This window comes from Paenirhodobacter sp. (assembly GCF_047600745.1).
Taxonomy (GTDB): Bacteria; Pseudomonadota; Alphaproteobacteria; order Rhodobacterales; family Rhodobacteraceae; genus Rhodobacter.
In genome coordinates, this window is record NZ_JASGKI010000002.1 from 253772 (window position 1) to 275303 (window position 21532).

Genomic DNA, 21532 nt, shown 5'->3' on the forward strand with positions numbered 1-21532 from the left:
TTCTCCGCCCGGGATAATCTTCTGTTTGTTGTCAACGGGTTGATGTTGCGGGTGGGCGCGGCGTCGGAAATGGGGTTTCCCGCATACCGATCCTTAATCTTCCGGTGGCAGAGAGGGGGAGGGCGGTGATGGGGGTGACAATGTATGATACGCAGCCACGGGGAATCGTGCCTCTCGGTCAGGGGGAACTCAATGCGGCCGAGCGACAGGTCGCGCGCGGCCTGCGGCGGCGCTCTCTAGCCCCGGCGGAACTGGGGCTGATCGTCGCCGCGGTGGATGTGGCGCTGGTGGCGCTCGCGCTCTGGTGTGCGGCGGCGGTGTCCGGGGGCGCGGGATGGGGCATGGCGGCGCGCGCGGTTTGTGCCGGGGTCGCGGTGGCGCTCTGTCTTCAGGCGCTGCGCGGCTATCGGTTGCGGCTTTTGCGGCGGTTCTGGCCGGGGCTGCTGCTGGCGGTCGCGGCGGGCTGGGGCGCGGGATGGCTGACCGGGGCGGTGGTCTGGCCCGCCGTGTCGGCGGCGTTTCTGGCCAGCTTCCTGCTGTTCGGTCGGCTGTTCGCGCGAACCCTGGCCGGATGGGCGCTGGACTTCGGCCTGACGGAGCGGCGCGCGGTCGTTGTCGGCGGCGGACCTCTGGCGGCGAAACTGCTCGACGGGCTGGCCGCCAATCCGGAGAACGACATCAGGATCTGCGCCATCTTCGACGACCGCAGCAACGAAAGGTCTCCGCCCGTGGTCATGGCGGTGCCCAAGATCGGCGCCATCCGGGATCTGCTGCCCTTCGCGCGCACGGCGGAGATCGACATGGTGATCATCGCCCTGCCACTCACCGCCGAGGAGCGGACCCGGCAGATCATGCGTCAGCTTGAGGTGCTGCCGGTCGATATTCGCCTGTCCGCCTATAGCGCGGATATGACCTTCCTGCGGCGCAACGACCGGGTGCGGAAGGTGCCGGCGCTGCTGTCGCTGGCGGTCACGCCATTGTCCGAATGGGACCGGATCGCGAAGCGGGCGCTGGATATCGTGCTGACCTCGGTCGCGCTGCTGCTGCTCGGGCTGCCGATGCTGGCGATCGCCATCGCCATCCGGCTCGACAGTCCCGGCCCGGTGCTGTTCCGTCAGGCGCGGCATGGCTACAACCACAAGCCGGTCATGGTCTGGAAGTTCCGCAGCATGTATGCGCGCGACTGCGATGCCGCGGCCAAGCGCGTGGTCACGAAGGACGATCCGCGCGTGACGCCGGTCGGGCGGTTCCTGCGCCGCACGTCTCTCGATGAACTGCCGCAGCTTTTCAACGTGCTGGGCGGGCAACTGTCGCTGGTCGGGCCGCGGCCCCATGCGCTCGTCGCGCTGTCGAGCCAGCAGGTTGCCTTTGCCGAGATGGTGGACAGCTACGCGGCGCGGCACCGCATGCGGCCCGGGATCACCGGCTGGGCGCAGGTGAACGGCTGGCGCGGCGAGATCGACGAGCCGGAGAAACTGCGGCGCCGTATCGAGCATGACCTTTACTATATCGAGAACTGGTCGATCTGGTTCGATCTGCGCATCCTGCTGATGACGCCGTTCCACGTTCTGGAGGGCCGGAACGCCTATTGATGCGGGGCGGGGCGGTAGCGCCCTGCTTCTGGTCGCTACAAAGAGGCAGGCCCGGGCGGCGCTTCGGCGAAGGGACCGGCAGGGTCGCGGCTGAGCTCCGGGCGATATTCGGTGGTGGTGCCGCAAGCCGAATGGCGGGGCAGGGGCCTTCGCCGGACGGCCGTGCCTGCGCCCGGGTCGTTCCTGTTCCGCGCCGTTGAGGCGGGATCCTTCGCCGCGCCCGTATGTGAACGGGAACCTTTGTCGGGCCCGTTGCCGGCATGTGAACGGGATCCCTCGGCCCGGCCATGGTCCGGATACTGACGGGGACTCTTGGGTCCGGCTATGGCCCGGATGGGGACGACGATCGTCCGGTTGGGCCGTTATGCGTTCCTGAGCAGGCCCGGCGGTGTGTTGAAACCGTTTTGGCAGGCTACCGAGAAAGGACTTCAACCCGCTTTCTGTGAAACCATGCTCCATGGGGCGATAGCCGCGCTGCGTCTTGACAGGCCGCTGAAAAACCCGCGCGATGAGAGGGTTCAGGTCGGGAACCGGGAAAACCGCCTCAGATGGGCCGGAAATGCCGAATTTTCAGCCCGATCTTCAGCGGATCCGGGATAATTTCCGCGACGGCATCCTTGCAGAACCCTTTTCAGCAACCTGCCAAAACCGGTCCAGGGCCTCCGCATGACCCGACGAGGAGACGGGTGTTCAGTTCTTCGACAAGCGGCTGACCGTCAGTGGAAATCAGCAGATTGGCAGCCCCGTCACCGAGGATGATACATGCCGTTGCCATTTTGAGATGAGCGGGGAGGCGCCACCATGCCCGCGGCCGGTCGTTTGCACGCGGTGGGGGAATCCTGCGCGGCGCGGGGGGGGGGTTATTGCCAGGAGATCGACCGCGCCGCCGCGATGATCATGGCGCTGTATTGTGCCACGAAATCCTCGGGTTGGTGGCGCGCGGTCGAACTGCCGATGTTGACCGCGCCGACCACCTGCGCATCGCGGCCGAGGATCGGCGCGGCGATCGAAGCATCTCCGTGAAAATATTCTTCGAAAGCAATGGCATAGCCATCATGTGTGGCCTGCGCGATGCGGTCGCGCAGGACGGCCGGATCGGTGGGCGTCGCGGGGGTATGGGCGCGCAGGTCGGAGGCGGCGAGGATTTCCTCCACCCGTCCGGGCGCCATCCGCGACAGGATCGCGCGGCCCGGCGCGGTGCAATAGGCGGGCAGGCGGGTGCCGATGATGACATCGGTGTTCAGCACATGGCGGCTCATGAAGCGGGTGATGAAGACGATTTCGGTGCCGTCCAGCACGGTGAGGTTGACGGTTTCGTTCGACTGCGTGCTCAGATGCTGTAGCACCGGCATCGCGCGATCCACCAGCCGCGAGGCGCGGATATACTGGAACGACAGTTCCAGCGACTTGATCCCCAGCTCGAACTGCCGCGTCTTCGGGTCGCGCGTCAGATAGCCGAGGGTGGTCAGCGTATGGGTGAAGCGCTGCACCGCGCTCAGGTCCATCTCGCAGACCTGCGAAATCTGCGAGAGCGTCATCGACGGGTGATCGCGGCCAAAGGCCTCCAGGACGCGGAACGCCTTGGCGACCGAGAAGCACCATCATCGAATCGGTGGCTTTCTCAGGCTTTGGTCTTTGCGCCATTTTTCCGCTCCCCGCTGCCGCAACGCTGCCAAACGCGGCTGTGGGCGCAGGGATAACCGGCGGATTCGCCGAGTTCCATTGAAAATGTATTGACAGATTTCCGCATCATTGTCGTAATCCAATAAGAGTTATCACAATGAGATAAAACATGACAGATACCATCCTGACCGAGAAGATCGGCGACGTGTTCAAGATCACGCTGAACCGGCCCGAGAAGATGAACGCCTGGAACACGCAGATGCGCGACCTGCTGATCGCGGCGCTGGACGCGGCGGAGGCGGATGCGGGCGTGCGCGCGATCATCCTCACCGGCGCGGGCGACCGGGCCTTTGGCGCGGGGCAGGATCTGAGCGAAAGCAAGACCTTCGACACCGCGCGCACCGAAGTGTGGATGGCGGAGTGGAAGGCGCTCTATGCGCGGTTCCGCGACAGTTCGAAGCCGATCGTCGCCGCGCTGAACGGGGTGGCGGCGGGGTCGGCGTTCCAGGTCGCGCTGCTGTGCGATCTGCGCGTCGCGCATGACGGCGTGCGGATGGGCCAGCCCGAGATCAACTCCGGCATCCCCTCCGTCACCGGCAACTGGATCATCCGCGAGATGCTGGGCCTTGGCCGGACCATCGACCTGATCCTGACCGGGCGGATGCTGGATGCGCAGGAGGCGTTCAGCTTTGGCCTGATCAGCCGGCTGGTGCCCGCCGACAAGGTGCAGGAGGTGGCGCTGGAGATCGCGCGCGATCTGGCCGCGAAGCCGCCGGTGGTGATGAAGCTGAACCGCCAGCGGATCGCCGAGGTGACGCAGGCGGGCTTTGACGACGCGATGGAGGCGGGCGTGCGGATCCAGTGCGCGGCCTATGCGACGGGCGAGCCGCAGGCGATGATGGAGAAATTCCTCGCCGCGCGCGCCGCGAAAAAGGCCTGAGGACAGACCCGCCTGCCCCCGGGGGCGGGCGGAAAATGCCGCCCGGAAAACCGGGCGCCCCCGACAACAGCGAGGTAACCTGATGACGATGAAAGATTTTTCCCGCCGTGCGGCGCTGACCCTTGGTGCGGCGGCGCTGGCCACGCCGATGCTGTCGCGCCGTAGCTGGGCGGCGGTGTCGCTGACCGTGGCGGATCCGGGCGGCCCCTATTCCGCGGGCTACCGCAAGGCGTTTTACGACCCGTTCACCGCGGAAACCGGGATCGAGGTCGTCTCCGTCGCGCGCGATGCGGAGCCCACGGCGCAGTTCAAGTCGATGGTCGAGACGAAATCCTATATCTGGGACGTCTGCACGATCACGCTGTCGGCGCGGCTGATTCTGGAGCGCGACGGGCTGTTGGATGAGATCAACCTTGATCCGGCGGCGGTGACGGATCTGATGCCGGGGTCGGTGCATCCGAATTTCCTCGGCGTGGACGTGTATTCGACGGTGTTCGGCTACAACACCGCGACGGTGGAAAAACCGCCCGCGTCCTGGGCGGATTTCTGGGATACCGACGCCTTCCCGGGCCGCCGCTCGCTGCGCAAGAATCCGATCGACACGCTGGAACAGGCGCTGCTGGCCGATGGCGTGGCGCTCAAGGATCTGTATCCGCTCGACCTCGACCGGGCCTTCGCCAAGCTCGACGAACTCAAGGACCGCGTGGATGTGTGGTGGACGGGCGGCGCGCAGACCTCGCAGATGATCCAGAGCGGCGAGGTGGACATGATCGCGGCGTGGAACGCGCGGTTGCAGGCGGCGATCGACAGCGGGGCACAGGCGCGGATCGTGTGGAATCAGGGGCTCTATTCGATCGAGGGCTGGGGCCTGCCGAAGGGCGGGCCGAAGGCGGATGCCGCGCGGCAATTCGTGGCCTTCTGCACCAAGGCCGAGCAGCAGGCGAAATTCACCGATGATCTGAGCTATGGCCCGACCAACCTGCGCGCCTATGACTTCATCGCGCCGGAGCGCGCCGCGCAGCTGCCCACCGCGCCGCAGAACCTGTCGGTGATGGCGCTGGCGGATGAGGCCTGGTGGGAGGCGAACCGCGCCAAGGTGACGGAACGTTTCAACAGCTGGCTGCTGTTCTGACCGGCCCCGCGCGGCTTTCGGGCCGCGCCCCCTCACAGATTGGAACGCTCATGACACAGCCGACCCCGCCGAAGATACAGGTCAAGGGCCTGTCGAAGACATTCGGCACCTTCACCGCCCTGCAACCCACCGATCTGGACATTGCGCAGGGCGAATTCCTGACCCTGCTGGGGCCGTCGGGTTCCGGCAAGACGACCCTGCTGCAAATGGTGGCGGGGCTTCTGGAGCCCACCAGCGGGCAGTTGCTTGTAGATGGTGTGGACTGGACCCGCCGCCCGGTGAATCAGCGCGGCGTCGGGCTGGTGTTTCAGCATTACGCCCTGTTCCCGCATATGACGGTGGCGGAGAACGTCGCCTTTCCGCTGAAGATGCGCCGGATCCCGGCCGATCAGATCCGCCAGCGGGTGGAGGAGACGCTGAAGAAGGTGGAGCTTGACCGCTTCGCCCACCGGTTCCCGCGCGAGCTTTCGGGCGGGCAGCAGCAGCGGGTGGCGCTGGCGCGGTGCTTCGTCTTCCGCCCCGAAGTGATCCTGATGGACGAGCCGCTCGGCGCGCTGGACAAGGCGCTGCGCGAAACGATGCAGTTGGAAATCCGCCGCCTGCACAAGGAGTTCGGCACCACGCTGATCTATGTCACCCATGATCAGGAAGAGGCGCTGGTGATGTCCGACCGGATCTGCGTGATGAACCACGCCCGGATCGAACAGCTTGGCACGCCGCATGAGATCTACGCCGACCCGCGCACGGTTTTCGCCGCGAGCTTCATCGGCCATTCCAACCTGATCGGCGGGCGGCTGGCGGGGGCGGCGGGGGATCTGCATCTGCTCGATACGCCTGCCGGGCGGTTCGCCGCGCGGATGACGGGGCAAAGTGCGGAGGCGCTGACGCTGGTGATCCGGCCGGAGGATCTGCGCCTTGGCCCGGCGCCCGATGCGGGGTTCAATCAGGTCACGGCGACGCTGCGCGATGTGATCTTCGTCGGCGCGGAAAACCGGCTGTTGTTCGTGCTGCCCGATGGCACGGAACTGATGGCCTCGGCCAAGGGCGATCTGCCGGAACCGGGCGCCTCCGTCGCGCTGCACTGGCGCAAGGACCGCGGGAGGATCGTGTCATGACCTGGCGACCCGGGCCGATCTGGCTCATCGCGCCGGTGCTGGCCTTTCTGGCGGTGTTCTTCCTGTTCCCGATGGCGCGGCTGCTGGCGCTCAGCGTGCTGAACGATGGCGGGCTGACCACGGAACATTATGCCCATCTGGGCAGCAACCCGGTGTATTGGCGGATTCTGGCGATCACCTTCCGGATTTCGATCCTGACGGCGGTGCTGTCGGTGCTGCTCGGCTACCCGGTCGCGCGGTGGATTTCGGCCTTCCCCGAGGACAAGCGCGGCGGGGTGCTGTTTCTGGTGCTGCTGCCGTTCTGGACCTCCTACCTCGTCAAGACCTTTGCCTGGATGATCATGCTGGGCAACCGGGGGCTGCTGAATTCGCTGGTACTGGGGGTGTCGGATACGCCGCTGCCGCTGATGTATAACGAATTCGGGGTGCTGGTGGGGATGGTCCATGCGATGGCGCCGCTCGCCATCCTGACCATGCTGCCGGTGATGTCGGGCATCGACCAGCGGCTGACCAGCGCGGCGGAGTCGCTCGGCGCGGGCCGGGCACAAAGCTTCTGGATGGTCTATTTTCCGCTGTCGATGCCGGGGGTTGCGGCGGCGGGGCTGTTGACCTTCATCACCTCGCTCGGCTTCTTCATCGTGCCCGCTTACCTTGGCGGGCGGACGCAGACGATGCTGGCGCAGGTCATCATCTTGCAGGTGCAGGAACTGGTGAACTGGGCCTTTGCCGGGGTGCTGGCGGTGATGATGGTGGTCACGGCGCTGATCGCGGTGTGGATCTATGACCAGTTCTTCGGCCTTTCGACCCTCACGGCGGGGACCAGCGGCGGGCGGCAGCGCAACCCGCATCTGCGCCGGGCGGGGGCCTGGCTGCTTGAAGGTATCGCGCGGATCTTGCCCCCGGTCGGGGCGGCGGCGACGCGGGGCTATGTCTGGGCGTTCCTGCTGTTCCTGATCGCGCCGATGATCGTGGTCTTGCCGCTGGCGTTCACCTCGGCCTCGTCGCTGACCTTCCCGCCGCCGGGGTTTTCGCTGCGCTGGTTCGGGGAATATCTCGGCTCGCCCATTTGGGTTTCGGCCACGGTGCGTTCGTTCGGCGTGGCCTTTGCGGCGGCGTTCTGCGCCACCGTTCTGGGCGGGCTGGCGGCGCTCGCGCTCGCGCGGTCCAGCTCGCGCTGGAACGGGCTGATCTTCGGGCTGATGCTGGCGCCGATGATCGTGCCGCGCATCGTGATCGCGGTCGGGCTGTTCTACCTGATGGCGCAGATCGGGCTGGTCGCGACGAATACCGGGCTGGTCATCGGGCACACGCTTCTGGCCATTCCCTACAGCTTCATCGCCATCGGCGCGGTGCTGAAGGGCTATGACTGGCGGCTGAACCAGGCGGCGGCGACGCTGGGCGCGGGGCAGGGGGCGATCCTTTACCGCATCACCCTGCCGCTGCTGCGGGGCGGGATCATCTCGGCGGCGCTGTTTGCCTTCGTGACCTCCTTCGATGACCTGACCATCGCGCTGTTCGTCAGCGGCGGGCTGAAATCGACGCTGCCGAAACAGATGTGGGATGACATGTATCTGCAACTGAACCCGACGCTGGCCGCGGTTTCGGTGGTGGTGCTGAGCATCGTGACCCTGATCCTGTTCGCGGCGCAGCGGCTGACGCGAAAATGACGGCTGGGGCCGCGCCGGCCCCGCCCCCTGATCCTTGAGGAATGACATGAAGATTATTGGTCTGGCGCAGGCGTTTGCCGAACGGGTCGCCGAGGTGCCGCAACAGGTTTACGCGGGCGGCAGCCATGGCGACATCACCTTCGCCGCGCTGTCGCAGGGCGCGGATGCGATGATCGCCCGGCTGGAGGGCGCGGGCGTGCGGCGCGGCGATCGCGTCGTGGTGATGATGCGCAACAGCCCGGCGGCGATGGCGCTGATCTTCGGGCTGATCCGGGGCGGCTTCGTCTGGGTTCCGGCCAATCCCGCGCTGGTGGGGGAGGGGCTTGCCCATGTCATCCGGCAGGTCGAGGCGGCGATCGTGCTGTGCGACCCCGAGATCCGCGCGGCGGTGGATGCCTGCGGCGTGCGTCCGCGCGAAGGGGTGATCGTGATCGCGGATCCCGCGCTGCCCACCGGCCCCGCGCTGGCGCCGCGCGCGGATCTGCCCGCGCCTTCGGACCTTGCGGCGATCATGTTCACCTCGGGCACGACCGGCCCGGCGAAGGGGGTGCAGGTCACGCATATGATGCTCGAACTCGCCGCGCGGGGGGTGATGGTCTGCGCGGACATTCGGCCGGGCGACAACCTCTTCGTGTGGGAGCCGCTCTATCACGTTGGCGGGGCGCAGGTTCTGGTTCTGCCGCTCTTGGAGGACGTGCGGCTGACGGTGACGGACCGGTTCAGCGCGCGCCGCTTCTGGGCCGAAGTGGCCGAGGCGGGCTGCACCCATATCCACCATCTGGGTGGCATCATCCAGATCCTGCTGAAGCAGCCGCCGTCACCTGCCGACCGCGCGCATAACGTCCGCATCGCCTGGGGCGGCGGCTGCGTGCCGCAGGCCTGGCGCCCGTTCGAGGAGCGTTTCGGCGTCGAGTTGCGCGAATGCTACGGCATGACCGAGGCATCGAGCCTGACCACCTGCAACCTGGATGGCGTGGTGGGATCGGTCGGCAAGCCGCTGCCATGGTTCGCGGTGCGGATCGAGGATGAAACCGGCCGCACCCTCGGCCCCGGAGAGGGCAGGGGGGAAATCGTCATCACCTCGCCGCTGCCGGGCGCGATCTTCGCGGGCTATTACGCCGCGCCCGAAGCCACGGCCAAGGCGCTGCGCCCCGACGGGTTCCACACCGGCGATGTGGGGTCGTGGGACGAAAACGGCATGCTGTTCTTCCATGGCCGCGCCGGGGACAGCATCCGCTGCCGGGGCGAAAACGTGTCGGCCTATGAGGTCGAGGCGGTGGTGAACCGGCATCCGGATGTCGAGGAATCCGCCATGGTGGGCGTTCCCGCCGAGATCGGCGAATATGACATTCAGCTGTTCGTGCGCCTGCGCGCCGGGGCCACGGCGGATCCGCAGGCGATTGCCGATTGGCTGGACGACAAGCTCGCCCCCTATCAGCGCCCGCGTTTCATCGCGCTGGTGACGGAGTTCCCGAAGACCCCGAGCCAGCGGATCCAGAAGCATCGCCTGCCCCCCGCGCCCGAGGGCCGCTGGCAGCGCTGACCAGATCGCGCAGGCGGCCGGGGTCGATGGCCTTGCACAAGGGGCTTTTGCGGGCCTTCAGGCAGGTCATGTCCTCGGCCGCGAGCAGCGCGTTGATCACGGCCTCGTCCACCGCGTTCACGGCGGCCAGATAGACCGGATCGAGCCAGTCGTCCGGGATCGCGGTGATCTGGCGCGGGGCTTCGGCCATCTCGCGCCGGGTCATCGCATTGGCGGTCGAGAAGGCAAGGAAGATGTCCCCCGAACTGTTCCCGCCCGGGCTTCCGCTGCGGCTGATGCCCAGCCCGCCGCGCTGTGCGAGGCGTTCCAACTGGTTCGGCATCAACGGAATATCGGTCGCGATCACGACGATGACCGAGCCCTGTTCGCGGTCGTGCATCAGGTTTTCGCGCATCTGCCGCCCGACCGGCACGCCCAGCACGGTGAGCCAGTCGCGCATTCCGTAATTCGCCTGCACCAGCACGCCCACCGTATAGGCCCGCCCGCCCAGCCGGACGATCTGCGATGCCGTGCCGGTGCCGCCCTTGAACTCATAGGCGATCATCCCGGTGCCGCCGCCGACATTGCCCTCGGCCAGCGGTCCGGAGGTGGCGGTGGTCAGGGCGTGGAACACATGATCCTCGCGCACATGCTGGCCGTTGATGTCGTTCAGCACGCCGTCATAGGTTTCGGCCACCACCGGCATCGCCCAGACATGATCGCTCAGGAACTCCGGATACTGGCGGATCATCCATTTCGTCACCGCCGCATGGACGGTGCCGACGCTGTGGGTATTGGTCAGGCAGACCGGTCCCGCGAAATGCCCGGCGTGGCGGATCCAGTGGCTGCCCGTCATCTCGCCATTGCCGTTGAGCGCGTGGATGCCGGCCCAGACCGGGCGGATCCCGGCCTCCGGCCCGCGCGGCAGGATGGCGGTGACGCCGGTGCGGACCGGCCCCGCGCCCACGACGAGCGGGCCGTCCCCCTCGATGAGCGTGGCATAGCCCACGGCCACGCCCGGCACATCGGTGATCGCGTTCCAGGCCCCGGTTTCGCCCGCAAACGGCAGGCCGAGCGCGCGGCCCCGCATCTTTTCCACGCGATCCTCCATAGCTGCGCCATTTCGCCAGACAGAATGCCGCTGTGGCATGCTTGTCAAGCCGGGGCCATGGCGCCCCCGAAGCCCGGGGCCGTTGACAGAGCCGGGAAAAACCCGGTAGCGCCGGGGGGGACGGTTCCCTTCGGGGACGCAAAAGGGAACGCAGTAGGGAGGGCCCGATCTGCGGCTGCCCCCGCAACTGTGAACGGCGAGCCTTTCGCAATCGCCACTGGGCAACCGGGAAGGCGCGGAAGCTGACGACCCGCGAGCCAGGAGACCTGCCGTCGGCCATATTCACGTGTGGGCGCATCGGGCGGGGATCCTCGATGGCAGCCGGAAGGCCGCTGCCCGCAGTGACGCGCGAATACCCTTTGGGGGGAAGAATGCCGTCCTTTTTCCTGCGCCGCAGCCTGCGGCTTTTGGTCTGCCTGACCGCCCTGACGCCCGCATGGGCCGAGGAAAGCCCGGCCACGCGGGGAACCATCCTGATTTCGCCCGAACCGGGGGCGCCTGGCTTTGGCGCCATTGCGGGCGGCGCCCGCACCGCGACACCGCTGAAGGATCTGCCCGCCGCGGTCGATGCCGTCCGTGCTGAAACCGTCGCGGAACGCGGGCTGCAACTGCGCGCCGACTGGACGCCGGGGGGCTCGACCGTGCTTTATGCCATCGGCGCGCGGCGCGATTGCCGCAATTATCCGTGGCAGGGCGATGAATTCGTGGCGATTGCGCAGAAGCAGAAACAGACCGGGCTTTTCGGCGGGTCGGTCGTCGGGTTTGACCTGAACCGGGCGACATCCGATCATGCCAGCGCGATTTCCCATGGCGCGGCGATGGTGGATCCGTTCCACCCGGATTACGGCGGCGGTTCGGCGCGGGTGGCCAGCCTGTTCGACAAGACCTATGCCGGTTGGCTGCGCAGCGATACGCAGGCGGCTCCGGGCACGCCCCGGCAGGTTGAACCGCAACTGACCATGCGGTTCTGAGGTGGCGGGCGCGATTGATCCGCTGCTGCGGCGCATGTTCGGGGCGGAGGGGCATCTGTGGAGCGTCGGCACCCTCGCGGCCTTCATGGCGCTGCCCTGCGGTGTGCCGGTGGCGGAGGGGGCGGATCTGGTCCTGCGGGCGGAGGGCTGCACCGCCCGGCTGCGTCCCGGCGGGCGGCTGCTGGCCTTTGAAACGCTCAGCAGCGATCCGCGCGGCTGGAACCACGGCATCGCGATCTGCCTGCCCGCCACGGCGCCGCCGCCCCCGGCGGATGCCCCGGACCTCGGTCTTGGACAGGGGCCGGTGCGGGCGATGTTCCGCCCCGACGTCGGGCGGGGGGAGGGGCTGACGCGCGAGGATGCCGCGCGCATGCCGGGCACCTGGATCATCGACACGCCCGTCCTGCGCGCCGAACGGCGGGAGGGCCTGCATCAGGTCGCGCAGGCGCAGGCCACCGGGCGCACCCATGCCGAAACCACGCCGGTTCCCCCCGGCCTGATCCCGGTGGCGCATGTCTTCCCGCCGCATCCCGCCCGGGGCGTGGCGGCCTTTGATCCGGCGCGGCATCGGGCGTTTCAGGCGATCCTGTCGCGCCATGGCCGGGCGGATCTGTGGGCGCTGAAATCCGCGGTTCTGGCGCAGCTTGCCGATGGCCGGTTCGACCCGCCCGTGGTGGACCGCCACGGCGCGGCGGTGATCCGCGTCGCGCTGCGCCAGCATCTGCACCTGAGCGGCGATGTGCCGCGCGACTGGCTGGCGCATTTCGACCGCCCCCTGCTGCGCGGGCTGGAGGCGGGCCGGTGATCGCGCTTGGGTCTGCGACCGAACGGGTGCCGCAATAGCGCGTGGAATTGACAGCCGCGCGGGGTTGCGGCACATCATCGGGCATGGAAGGTCGCGGATGCGCCTTGTTCGAACTCATGCCCCGGCGGGGCTAGCCTATCGAGATGCCGCATTCGAGGATGACGTGACCGATCCTTCTTCGGGGCCCGTGCCCCTGTCCCATGGCCGCTTCGCGGCCGTCCGGCTGTGCCCGGGCGATGACCTGACCGCCGGGCTGCGCCGGGTGCTGCACGAGACCGGCGCGCGCGCCATGGCCGTTGTCACCTGTGTCGGCAGCCTGACCCGGGTGGAGATCCGCCACGCGAACCGCCCCGAGGGCACCCTGTATCAGGGCCATTTCGAGATCACCTCGCTTACCGGCACCATCGACCCGGTGGGCGAGCATCTGCACCTGACGATCACCGATGGCGAGGGGCGGGCCTTTGGCGGCCATCTGCTGCCCGGCTCTTCGGTCTATACCACCGCCGAGATCGTCACCGTGCTGCTGGACGACCTGGCCTTCGGCCGCGCGCCCTGTCCGCTTTCGGGCTACGACGAGCTTTCCATTCATCCGCAGGAGTCCGCATGAGCGTCTCGCTTTTTTCCACCCGCAATCTGGTGCTGGTCGCCATCGGCATCGCGCTGAACGTCGCATTGGGGCAGGCGGTGTCCTTCCTCAAGCTGCCGGTGTTTCTCGATTCCATCGGCACGATGCTGGCCGCGGTGCTGTGCGGCCCGGTGATCGGCGCGCTGACCGGGTTGCTGACGAACCTGCTGTGGGGCCTGTTGGAGGGGCCGACGGCGGCCTTCTTCGCGCCGGTGTCGATGATGATCGGCATCGCGGCGGGGCTGCTGGCCTATGCCGGGATGTTCCGCAGCTGGTGGCGCGCGGCGATTTCGGGCGCGGTGATCGCGATCGCGCTTTCGGTCATTGCGGTGCCGATCCGGATCTATCTCTTCGGCGGCGTGACCGGCAGCGGCGCGGATTTCGCCGTCGCCTATCTGCTCAAGGTCGGCGAGAGCCTGTTCGGTTCGGTTCTGGTCACGGTGATCGGCACCAACCTGCTCGACAAGATCGTGACGGCGCTGCTGGTCTGGGGCATCCTGCGCGGGCTTCCGGCGCGCGCCGTGTCGGACTGGCCCTTCCTGTCGCACAGCCGCTGAGGGATGTCGCCCGATGCCTTTCGCCGCGCCAATCCGCTGACCCGGCTGGCGCTGGTCGCGGCGGTGGCGGCGATGCTGCCGCTCTGGCCCGCTGGGGTGCTGGCGGCGGCTTTGGCGGTGGTGCTGGCGGGCGGCGGCCTGCTGGGGCTGGGCGGGGTGCTGTGCCGGCGGATGGTGCTGCTGCTGGCGCCGCTCGCGCTGGCGCTGGCGGTCGTCCATGGCGTGCTGATCCCGCGCGGGCCGGTTGCCGCCTGCGGCCCGCTGTCGTGTTACCCCGAAGGGTTGGCCCATGCGGCGCTGGTTCTGGTGCGGCTGGGGCTGCTGCTGGCGGTCTGCCTTGTGTTCGTGATGACCACGCGGCCCTCTGACCTCGCGCGGGCGCTGGACGGGGCGGGGGTGTCGCCCGCGCTGTCCTATCTGCTCACCGCGCCGCTGACGCTGATCGAAACCGTGGCGCTGGAGGCGGGGCAGATCCGCGACAGCCTGCACCTGCGGGGGTTGTCGGCCAAGGGCTGGCGGGCGCGGATCCGGGTTCTGGCGGCGATGATGAACCCGCTGGTGCGCGGCCTGATCACCGATGCGCCGCTGCGGGCCGAGGCGCTGGAGATGCGCGGCTTTCGCGCCCTGCGCCACCGCAGCCTGATCGACCCGGTGGATGATCCGCGCGGCGAAATCTGGCTGCGGCGCGGGCTCCTTGCGCTGGCGGTGGCGCAGGTGGGGGCGCTGGCGCTATGAGCCTTTGTGCCGAGGATCTGGGGTTTGCCTGGCCCGGCCAGCCGCCGCTGTTCGCGGGGCTCAGCCTGCGGCTCGACGATGGCGCACGGCTCGCGGTTCTGGGCGGCAACGGGTCAGGGAAATCGACGCTGGGGCGCTGTCTGGCCGGGTTCCTGCCGGTCACGGGGCGGCTGATGTGGGCGGGGCACCCGTGGGCGGCGCTGCCCCCGGCGGAGCGCGCGCAGGCGGTGCAATATCTGGGCCAGCGCCCGCATCTACAGCTCAGCGGGCGGGGCTTTACCCTGCGCGAGGAGATCGCCTTCGGGCCGGAGAACCTCGGCCTGCCGGTGGCGGAGATCCGCGCCCGCGTGGGAGAGGCGATGGACCTTCTGGGCCTGTCGCATCTGGCCGAGCGCGACTGCCACCACCTTTCGGGCGGCGAGACGCAGCGCGCCGCGCTGGCCGGGGCGCTGGCGATGCGGCCGCGGCTGTTGATCCTTGATGAACCGATGACCGATCTGGACCGCGAAAGCCGCGATGCCCTGGCCGCGCATCTGCGCGACCTGCCGATGACGGTGATCTTCCTCGACATCGGTTGGCACGGCTGGATGGAGGGGCTGGTGGCGCGGCATCTGCTGCTCGACGGCGGGCGGTTCATCGGCCCCATGGACACCGGGGCGCTGCTGGCCGGGCCTTTGCCGGAACGGATCCTGAGGCCGGAGCCATGATCGAGATCGAGGGTCTGGGCTTCGCCTATCCCGGCCAGCCGCCGCTGTTTCAGGGCCTGAGCCTGCGCCTGTCCGGTGGGGCGCTGCCGGTTCTGGGCCCGAACGGGCAGGGCAAGAGCACCCTGCTGCGGCTGCTGGCGGGGCTGGAACGTCCGGCGGCGGGGCAGATCCGGATCTGCGGGCAGGGGCCCTGTGCGCGGCTGATCGGCATGGTCGCACAGTCGTCGGACCGGCATTTCCTGCGCACGCGGGTGATCGACGAGGTGGCGCTTTGCGCGCGGACCCTTGGGCTCGGCGATGCCGGGTGGCTCGCGCGTGCGGCGCTGGAGCGGCTGGGGATCGGCGGGCTCGCGGGGCTGCATCCGCTTGATCTGGATACCGGGCAGCGGCGGCTGACGGCGCTTGCCGCCGCCATCGCCCACCGGCCCCGCGTCCTGCTGCTGGACGAAGCGCAGCGCGGGCTCGACCGGCTCAACCGTGCCCGGCTACAGGCCCTGATCGCCGAAGAGGTGTCGCGCGGCACCGCCGTTCTGGCCGTGACCCACGACACCGCCTTCGCCCGAAGCATCGCCGCAGAGGGGCTGCATGTCCTGAACGGAACGGTCGCGCGCGCGGCTGTGGCGGGGAGTGGGGACGAAAGGCCCGATGCCCCGCCCCGGTGATGGCGCCGGAGCCCGGCATCTCCGGATGGGGTCGCCCCGAAGCGCATCGCCCGCGCCGGGATCGGGCAGCGTAACGGCGCCCGACGCCGCGGGGCTTAATATACCGGGGGGGAGACGATCCAGATCACCACCGCCGGTTCGTCGCCGTCATTGCTCCAGCCGTAATCCTGTTCGGCGAACTGGAAGCTGTCTCCGGGTTTCAGCCGAACTTCCAGCGCGCCGATCCTCAGGGTGAGTTCGCCGGAGATCAGCAGGCCGCCGTCTTCGGTTTTGCGCGCGGGTTTCAGGCCGCCGCTGCTGGAATGCGGGGCGAAGGTGGACTTGATCATCTCGAAGCTGCCGCCGAGGGTGGGGGAGAGCAGTTCCTCCACCAGTCCGGATTCGCTCGACCCGATCGAGGTCCGGTCCGTGGCGCGCAGGATCAGCCCCTGTTCTTCGGGCCGCTGATTGGAGGAGCGGAAGAAGAAGCTGATGCTCACCCCGAAATGCGTGGCGATGGCGGAAAGATCCTGAATCGAGGGGACGGTCTGCCCCCGCTCGACCTGGCTCAGCCAGCCGACCGAGCGCCCGAGCACGGAGGACACCTCGCGGATGGTCAGGCCGCGCGACTTCCGCAAGGCCCGGATGTCATTCCCGACGAGAGTGTTCAGAATCAACGGCGATGGTCCCATGCTGAATACCGTGGAAACATCGCCCGTCGCCACGCAGAGCGCAAGACGATGTGCCCGGAATTTCATCAGGATCTGCTGTCGTTCCGCAGATCTTCAGTGTGGTGAAAATTATCTGTTGATTTTCATTTTCATGTGTCTGAACGTCATCTTGTTCACAAGCTGAGGGGCCTTCGCATGTCGTCACTGCCCAGTTCCGCAAGGGTTGTCATCATCGGCGGCGGCGTGGTCGGCGTCTCGGCGCTGTATCACCTTGCCAGGGCGGGATGGAGCGACTGCGTTCTGCTGGAGAAGAACGAACTGACCGCGGGCTCGACCTGGCATGCGGCGGGCAATGTGCCGACCTTTTCGGCAAGCTGGTCGATCATGAACATGCAGCGCTATTCCGCGGACCTTTACCGACGGCTGGCGGATGAAGTCGATTATCCGATGAACTATCATGTCACCGGCTCGGTCCGCCTTGGCCACAGCGCGGACCGTCTGGATGAATTCCGCCGCGTCGTCGGCATGGGGCGGCGGCGGGACATGGGGCTGGAAATCCTCAGCCCGGAGGAATTGCGCGCGATCTATCCCTTCGTTTCGACCGATGGCCTGAGCGGCGCGCTCTATGATCCTCATGACGGCGACATCGACCCGGCGCAGCTGACGCAGGCGCTGGCCAAGGGCGCGCGGCAGATGGGCGCGCGGATCGAACGGTTCTGCCCGGCCACCGGTGCGCGGAGGGAGGGCGACGCATGGGTCATCTCCACCCCCAGGGGCGAAATCCGCTGCGAATATGTGGTGAATGCGGCGGGGTACTATGCCGGGCAGGTCGCGCGCTGGTTCGGGCGTGACCTGCCGATGGTGGTGATGAGCCATCAGTATCTGTTGTTCGATACCGTCCCCGAACTGGCGGACTGGTCGAAGGAAGTGGGCCACAAGCTGCCGCTTCTGCGCGACGTGGACAGCAGCTATTACCTGCGGCAGGAGAAATACGGCTTCAACCTCGGCCCCTATGAGCGCGATTGCCGGGCGCATTGGATCACCCCCGACGATCCTTTCCCCGAAGATTTCAGCTTCCAGCTATATCCCGACGATCTGGAACGGCTGGAATGGCATATGGCCGATGCGATGGCGCGGGTGCCGCTGTTGGAAAAGGCCGCGCTGAGCCGGGTGATCAACGGCCCGATCCCCTACACGCCCGATGGCAACCCGCTGATCGGGCCGATGCCCGGGGTGCCGAATGCGTTCGAGGCCTGTGTCTTCACCTTCGGCATCTGTCAGGGCGGCGGCGCGGGCAAGGTGCTGGCGGAATGGATCACCGAGGGGACGACGGAATGGGACATGTGGTCCTGTGATCCGCGCCGCTTCACCGGGTTCGAGGACCGGGACTATGCCATCGCCAAGGGCAAGGAGATCTACGCCAACGAATACGCGATGCACTTCCCGCATCACGTCTGGCCCGAGGGGCGGATGAAGAAGCTGTCGCCCGTCCATGACCGGGTGGCGGCGCTCGGCGCGCGATTCGGGCCCTATAACGGCTGGGAACGCGCGCTGTGGTATGCCCGCCCGGGCGACGACACCAGCGAAGCGGCGCAGCGGACATGGCGCCGGGATGGTCCGTGGTCCGGCGCGGTGGCCGGGGAATGCGCGGCGGTGCGGGATGCGGCGGGGATCCTCGACCTGCCGGGGTTTTCGCGGTTCCGGCTGCGCGGGCCGGGGGCGGCCGACTGGCTGTCGCGGCAGATCACCGGCAAGGTGCCTGCGGTCGGGCGGCTGGGTCTGGGCTATTTCGCCGATGACGCGGGCCGGGTGGTGACGGAAATGTCGCTCGCGCGGCTGGCGGAGGACGAGATCCTGCTGATCACCGCCGCCACGGCGCAATCGCATGACCGGGAATGGCTGCGCGGGGCGCTGGAGCCGGGCCTGTCCCTGACCGACGAGACCGACGACTGGGCGACGCAGATCCTGACCGGGCCAAAGGCGCGCGAGGTGCTGCGGATTGCCGAGGCGGATCTGGGCAGGGGCTGGCTCACGCATCAATGGGGCAGGATCGCGGGGCGCGACGTCTGGTTCGCGCGGGTCAGCTTTGCCGGCGAACTGGGGTGGGAGCTGCACACGCGCATCGCGGATACGGCGGCGGTCTGGGAGGCCGTCTGGGCGGCGGGCCAGCCGCTCGGGCTGCGCGCCTTCGGCATGTTCGCGCTGGACGCGCTGCGGCTTGAAAAGGGCTATCGGGCGTGGAAGGGCGACCTGTCCACCGATTACACGGTGCTGCAATCCGGGCTGGGGCGGTTCGTCGATTGGGCGAAACCCACGTTCCGGGGCAAGGCCGCGCTGGAAGCCGAACGCGAAAACCCGCGCCCGACCGGCTTCGTCATGCTGACGATCGACGGCGACCGCGACGCGCCCTATATGGCCTCGATCTGGCACGGGGGGCGCATCGTGGGCGAGGTGACCTCCTGCGGCTGGGGGCACCGGCTTGGCGCCTGCATCGGGCTCGGCATGATCGAGACCGCCCTGAACATCCCCGGCACCGAGGTCGAGATCTTTGACCGACGCTCTCCCGCGAAGGTCGTGGACGGCCTTTGGGATCCCGGCAACGTCCGGATCCGGGCCTGACATTCAACAACGGATACCCCCATGACAGAAATCCCCTCCCGCGCCCGCGTCGTCATCATTGGCGGTGGCATTTCGGGCTGTTCCACGGCCTATCATCTGGCGAAACTCGGCTGGACGGATATTGTCCTGCTGGAGCGCAAGCAGCTGACCTCGGGCACCACCTGGCATGCGGCCGGGCTGATCGGGCAGTTGCAGGCGAGCCAGAACCGCACCCGGCTCGCGAAATATTCCGCCGACCTTTATACCAGCCTTGAGGCGGAGACCGGCCTTGCGACCGGCTTCCGGCAATGCGGCTCGATGACCGTGGCGCTGAGCGACGAGCGCAAGGAGGAGATCTTCCGCCTCGCGGCGCTGGCGCGGGCCTTCGGGGTCGAGGTCAACGAACTCTCGCCGAAGGAGGTGCTGGACCTTTACCCGCATCTGAACATCGACGGCGTGGTGGCGGGGGTGCATCTGCCGAAGGACGGGCAGGCCGATCCGGGCAATATCGCGCTGGCGCTGGCCAAGGGTGCGCGGCAGCGCGGCGCGAAGATCATCGAACAGGTCAAGGTCACGCGCGTCACGCAACAGGATGGCCGGGTCACCGGGGTCGAATGGGAGCATGACGGCGCGCAGGGCACCATCGCGGCGGAGCATGTCGTCAATTGCGGCGGCATGTGGGGGCGCGATCTGGCGGCGCAGAACGGGGTGACGCTGCCGCTGCATGCCTGCGAACATTTCTACATCGTCACCGAGGGCATCCCCGGCCTGAGCCAGATGCCCGTTCTGCGCGTGCCCGACGAATGCGCCTATTACAAGGAGGACGCGGGGAAGATCCTGCTCGGCGCGTTCGAGCCGAAGGCGAAACCCTGGGGCATGGCGGGCATCCCGGAGACCTTCTGTTTCGACCAGCTGCCCGAGGATTTCGACCATTTCGAGCCGATCCTCGAAAAGGCGATCCACCGGATGCCGATGCTGGCGGAGGCGGGGATCCACACCTTCTTCAACGGTCCGGAGAGCTTTACCCCCGATGATCGCTATTATCTGGGCGAGGCGCCGGGCCTGAAGGGCTACTGGATCGCGGCGGGGTATAATTCGATCGGCATCATTTCCTCGGGCGGGGCGGGGATGTCGCTGGCGCAATGGATGAACGACGGCGAGCCGCCCTTCGACCTGTGGGAGGTCGACATCCGCCGCGCCCAGCCGTTCCAGAAGAACCGCCGCTACCTGAAGGAGCGGGTGTCGGAAACGCTGGGGCTGCTTTACGCCGACCACTTCCCCTTCCGGCAGATGGCGACCGCGCGGGGCATCCGCCGCTCGCCGCTGCACGACCACCTCAAGGCGCGCGGCGCGGTTTTTGGCGAGGTGGCGGGCTGGGAACGCGCGAACTGGTTCGCGAACGAGGGGCAGGAGCGCGAATACCGCTATAGCTGGAAGCGCCAGAACTGGTTCGACAACCAGCGCGCTGAACATATGGCCCTGCGCGAGGGGGTCGGCCTCTTCGACATGACCTCTTTCGGCAAGATCCGGGTCGAGGGGCGCGACGCGCTCGCCTTCCTGCAACGGCTTTGCGCGAATGACATGGACGTGCCCGCGGGCCGGATCGTCTACACCCAGATGCTGAACGCGCGCGGTGGCATCGAATGCGACCTGACCATCACCCGGCTGTCGGAAACCGCCTTCTTCCTCGTCGTGCCCGGGGCGACGCTTCAACGCGATCTGGCCTGGCTGCGGCGGCATACGGCGGATGACTTCGTGGTCATCACCGATGTCACCGCGTCGGAGGTGGTGCTGCCGCTGATGGGGCCGCAGTCGCGCGATTTTCTGGCGGCGCTCTCGCCCGACGATTTCTCGAACGAGGCGCATCCCTTCGGCACGGCGCGGGAGGTGGAGATCGGCATGGGCCTCGCCCGGGCGCATCGGGTGACCTATGTCGGCGAACTGGGCTGGGAGCTTTATGTCTCCGCCGATCAGGCGGCGCATGTCTTTGAATCCATTGTCGAAGCGGGGGCGGATCACGGGCTGAGGCTCTGCGGTCTGCATGCGATGGATTCGTGCCGGATCGAGAAGGCCTATCGCCACTTCGGCCATGACATCACCGACGAGGATCATGTGCTGGAGGCCGGGCTGGGCTTCGCCGTCCGGACCGCCAAGGGCGATTTCATCGGCCGCGATGCGGTGCTGCGCAAGCGCGAGGCGGGGCTGGAGCGGCGCCTGATGCAGTTCCGGCTGAAGGATCCGGAGCCGCTGCTGTTCCACAACGAACCGATCCTGCGCGACGGCAGGATCGTCGGCTTCCTGACCTCGGGCAATTACGGCCATGCGCTCGGCGGCGCGGTCGGGCTGGGCTATGTGCCCTGCCGGACGGACGAGACCCCGGCCGAGATGCTGGCCTCCGGCTACACCATCGACGTGGCGGGCCGGGTTGTAGCGGCCGAGGCCAGCCTGAGCCCGATGTATGACCCCAAATCCCTCCGCGTGCGTGCCTGAGCGCGGCCTGTTCCTGAAAGGGTGAAAGCA

Annotated in this window: 18 protein-coding genes and 1 riboswitch; of the genes, 15 read left to right on the top strand and 3 right to left on the bottom strand. The window is 67.7% G+C overall.

What is annotated here, in order from left to right:
- The first annotated feature begins 128 nt into the window (after positions 1 to 128).
- A complete protein-coding gene (locus QM789_RS05660) occupies positions 129 to 1592 on the top strand; it encodes an undecaprenyl-phosphate glucose phosphotransferase (RefSeq protein ID WP_420350991.1) in 1464 nt (487 codons plus the stop codon).
- An 860-nt stretch (positions 1593 to 2452) separates the two neighbouring features.
- Here the strand turns inward: QM789_RS05660 and QM789_RS05665 are convergent.
- Positions 2453 to 3130 (bottom strand): IclR family transcriptional regulator, encoded by a 678-nt coding sequence (locus QM789_RS05665; protein ID WP_420350992.1) that lies wholly within the window; start codon positions 3128 to 3130, stop codon positions 2453 to 2455.
- Positions 3131 to 3384: 254 nt separating this feature from the next.
- Here QM789_RS05665 and QM789_RS05670 point away from each other — a divergent pair, with 254 nt between their 5' ends.
- From QM789_RS05670 to QM789_RS05690, 5 genes are all read left to right on the top strand, one after another.
- On the top strand, positions 3385 to 4155 hold the full coding sequence (locus tag QM789_RS05670; RefSeq protein WP_420350993.1) for an enoyl-CoA hydratase/isomerase family protein: 771 nt from the start codon (positions 3385 to 3387) through the stop codon (positions 4153 to 4155).
- An 82-nt stretch (positions 4156 to 4237) separates the two neighbouring features.
- A complete protein-coding gene (locus QM789_RS05675; RefSeq protein ID WP_420350994.1) occupies positions 4238 to 5287 on the top strand; it encodes an ABC transporter substrate-binding protein in 1050 nt (349 codons plus the stop codon).
- 50 nt (positions 5288 to 5337) lie between these two features.
- Positions 5338 to 6402, top strand: coding sequence for an ABC transporter ATP-binding protein (locus QM789_RS05680; RefSeq protein ID WP_420350995.1), 1065 nt, complete (start codon positions 5338 to 5340; stop codon positions 6400 to 6402).
- Positions 6399 to 8069, top strand: coding sequence for an ABC transporter permease subunit (locus tag QM789_RS05685; RefSeq protein ID WP_420350996.1), 1671 nt, complete (start codon positions 6399 to 6401; stop codon positions 8067 to 8069). Before QM789_RS05680 ends, QM789_RS05685 begins: the two co-directional genes overlap by 4 nt.
- 46 nt (positions 8070 to 8115) lie before the next feature.
- Positions 8116 to 9612 (top strand): AMP-binding protein, encoded by a 1497-nt coding sequence (locus QM789_RS05690; protein ID WP_420350997.1) that lies wholly within the window; start codon positions 8116 to 8118, stop codon positions 9610 to 9612.
- On the opposite strand, the gene QM789_RS05695 is transcribed toward QM789_RS05690, so the two are convergent.
- A complete protein-coding gene (locus QM789_RS05695) occupies positions 9518 to 10681 on the bottom strand; it encodes a P1 family peptidase (RefSeq protein ID WP_420351152.1) in 1164 nt (387 codons plus the stop codon). The genes QM789_RS05690 and QM789_RS05695 overlap by 95 nt on opposite strands.
- A 125-nt stretch (positions 10682 to 10806) precedes the next feature.
- Positions 10807 to 10991, top strand: a riboswitch (cobalamin riboswitch).
- An 82-nt stretch (positions 10992 to 11073) separates the two neighbouring features.
- On the opposite strand from QM789_RS05695, the gene QM789_RS05700 reads away from it, so the two are divergent.
- The 7 genes from QM789_RS05700 to QM789_RS05730 all read left to right on the top strand — a co-directional run bounded on the left by QM789_RS05700 (position 11074) and on the right by QM789_RS05730 (position 15764).
- Positions 11074 to 11673 (top strand): hypothetical protein, encoded by a 600-nt coding sequence (locus tag QM789_RS05700; RefSeq protein ID WP_420350998.1) that lies wholly within the window; start codon positions 11074 to 11076, stop codon positions 11671 to 11673.
- Between the two features lies 1 nt (position 11674).
- Positions 11675 to 12478 (top strand): DUF6925 family protein, encoded by an 804-nt coding sequence (locus QM789_RS05705; protein WP_420350999.1) that lies wholly within the window; start codon positions 11675 to 11677, stop codon positions 12476 to 12478.
- A 163-nt stretch (positions 12479 to 12641) separates the two neighbouring features.
- Positions 12642 to 13085, top strand: coding sequence for a PPC domain-containing DNA-binding protein (locus QM789_RS05710; RefSeq protein ID WP_420351000.1), 444 nt, complete (start codon positions 12642 to 12644; stop codon positions 13083 to 13085).
- Positions 13082 to 13660, top strand: a complete 579-nt coding sequence (locus QM789_RS05715; protein WP_420351001.1) for an ECF transporter S component — start codon at positions 13082 to 13084, stop codon at positions 13658 to 13660. The genes QM789_RS05710 and QM789_RS05715 overlap by 4 nt, the downstream gene beginning before the upstream one ends.
- Before the next feature lie 3 nt (positions 13661 to 13663).
- On the top strand, positions 13664 to 14395 hold the full coding sequence (locus QM789_RS05720; RefSeq protein WP_420351002.1) for an energy-coupling factor transporter transmembrane component T family protein: 732 nt from the start codon (positions 13664 to 13666) through the stop codon (positions 14393 to 14395).
- Positions 14392 to 15102 carry an energy-coupling factor ABC transporter ATP-binding protein gene (locus tag QM789_RS05725; protein ID WP_420351003.1) on the top strand — a complete coding sequence of 237 codons (711 nt, stop codon included), beginning with the start codon at positions 14392 to 14394 and terminating at the stop codon, positions 15100 to 15102. Before QM789_RS05720 ends, QM789_RS05725 begins: the two co-directional genes overlap by 4 nt.
- The gene (locus QM789_RS05730; RefSeq protein WP_420351004.1) at positions 15099 to 15764 is read left to right on the top strand and encodes an energy-coupling factor ABC transporter ATP-binding protein; all 666 of its coding nucleotides are present in this window, start codon (positions 15099 to 15101) and stop codon (positions 15762 to 15764) included. The genes QM789_RS05725 and QM789_RS05730 overlap by 4 nt, the downstream gene beginning before the upstream one ends.
- Before the next feature lie 95 nt (positions 15765 to 15859).
- Here the strand turns inward: QM789_RS05730 and QM789_RS05735 are convergent, their stop codons facing one another.
- Complete coding sequence (locus QM789_RS05735) at positions 15860 to 16435, bottom strand: helix-turn-helix domain-containing protein (protein ID WP_420351153.1); 576 nt, start codon at positions 16433 to 16435, stop codon at positions 15860 to 15862.
- A 174-nt stretch (positions 16436 to 16609) separates the two neighbouring features.
- On the opposite strand from QM789_RS05735, the gene QM789_RS05740 reads away from it, so the two are divergent.
- The gene (locus QM789_RS05740) at positions 16610 to 19033 is read left to right on the top strand and encodes a GcvT family protein (protein ID WP_420351005.1); all 2424 of its coding nucleotides are present in this window, start codon (positions 16610 to 16612) and stop codon (positions 19031 to 19033) included.
- Between the two features lie 21 nt (positions 19034 to 19054).
- On the top strand, positions 19055 to 21502 hold the full coding sequence (locus tag QM789_RS05745; protein WP_420351006.1) for a GcvT family protein: 2448 nt from the start codon (positions 19055 to 19057) through the stop codon (positions 21500 to 21502).
- The last annotated feature ends 30 nt before the right edge of the window (positions 21503 to 21532 follow it).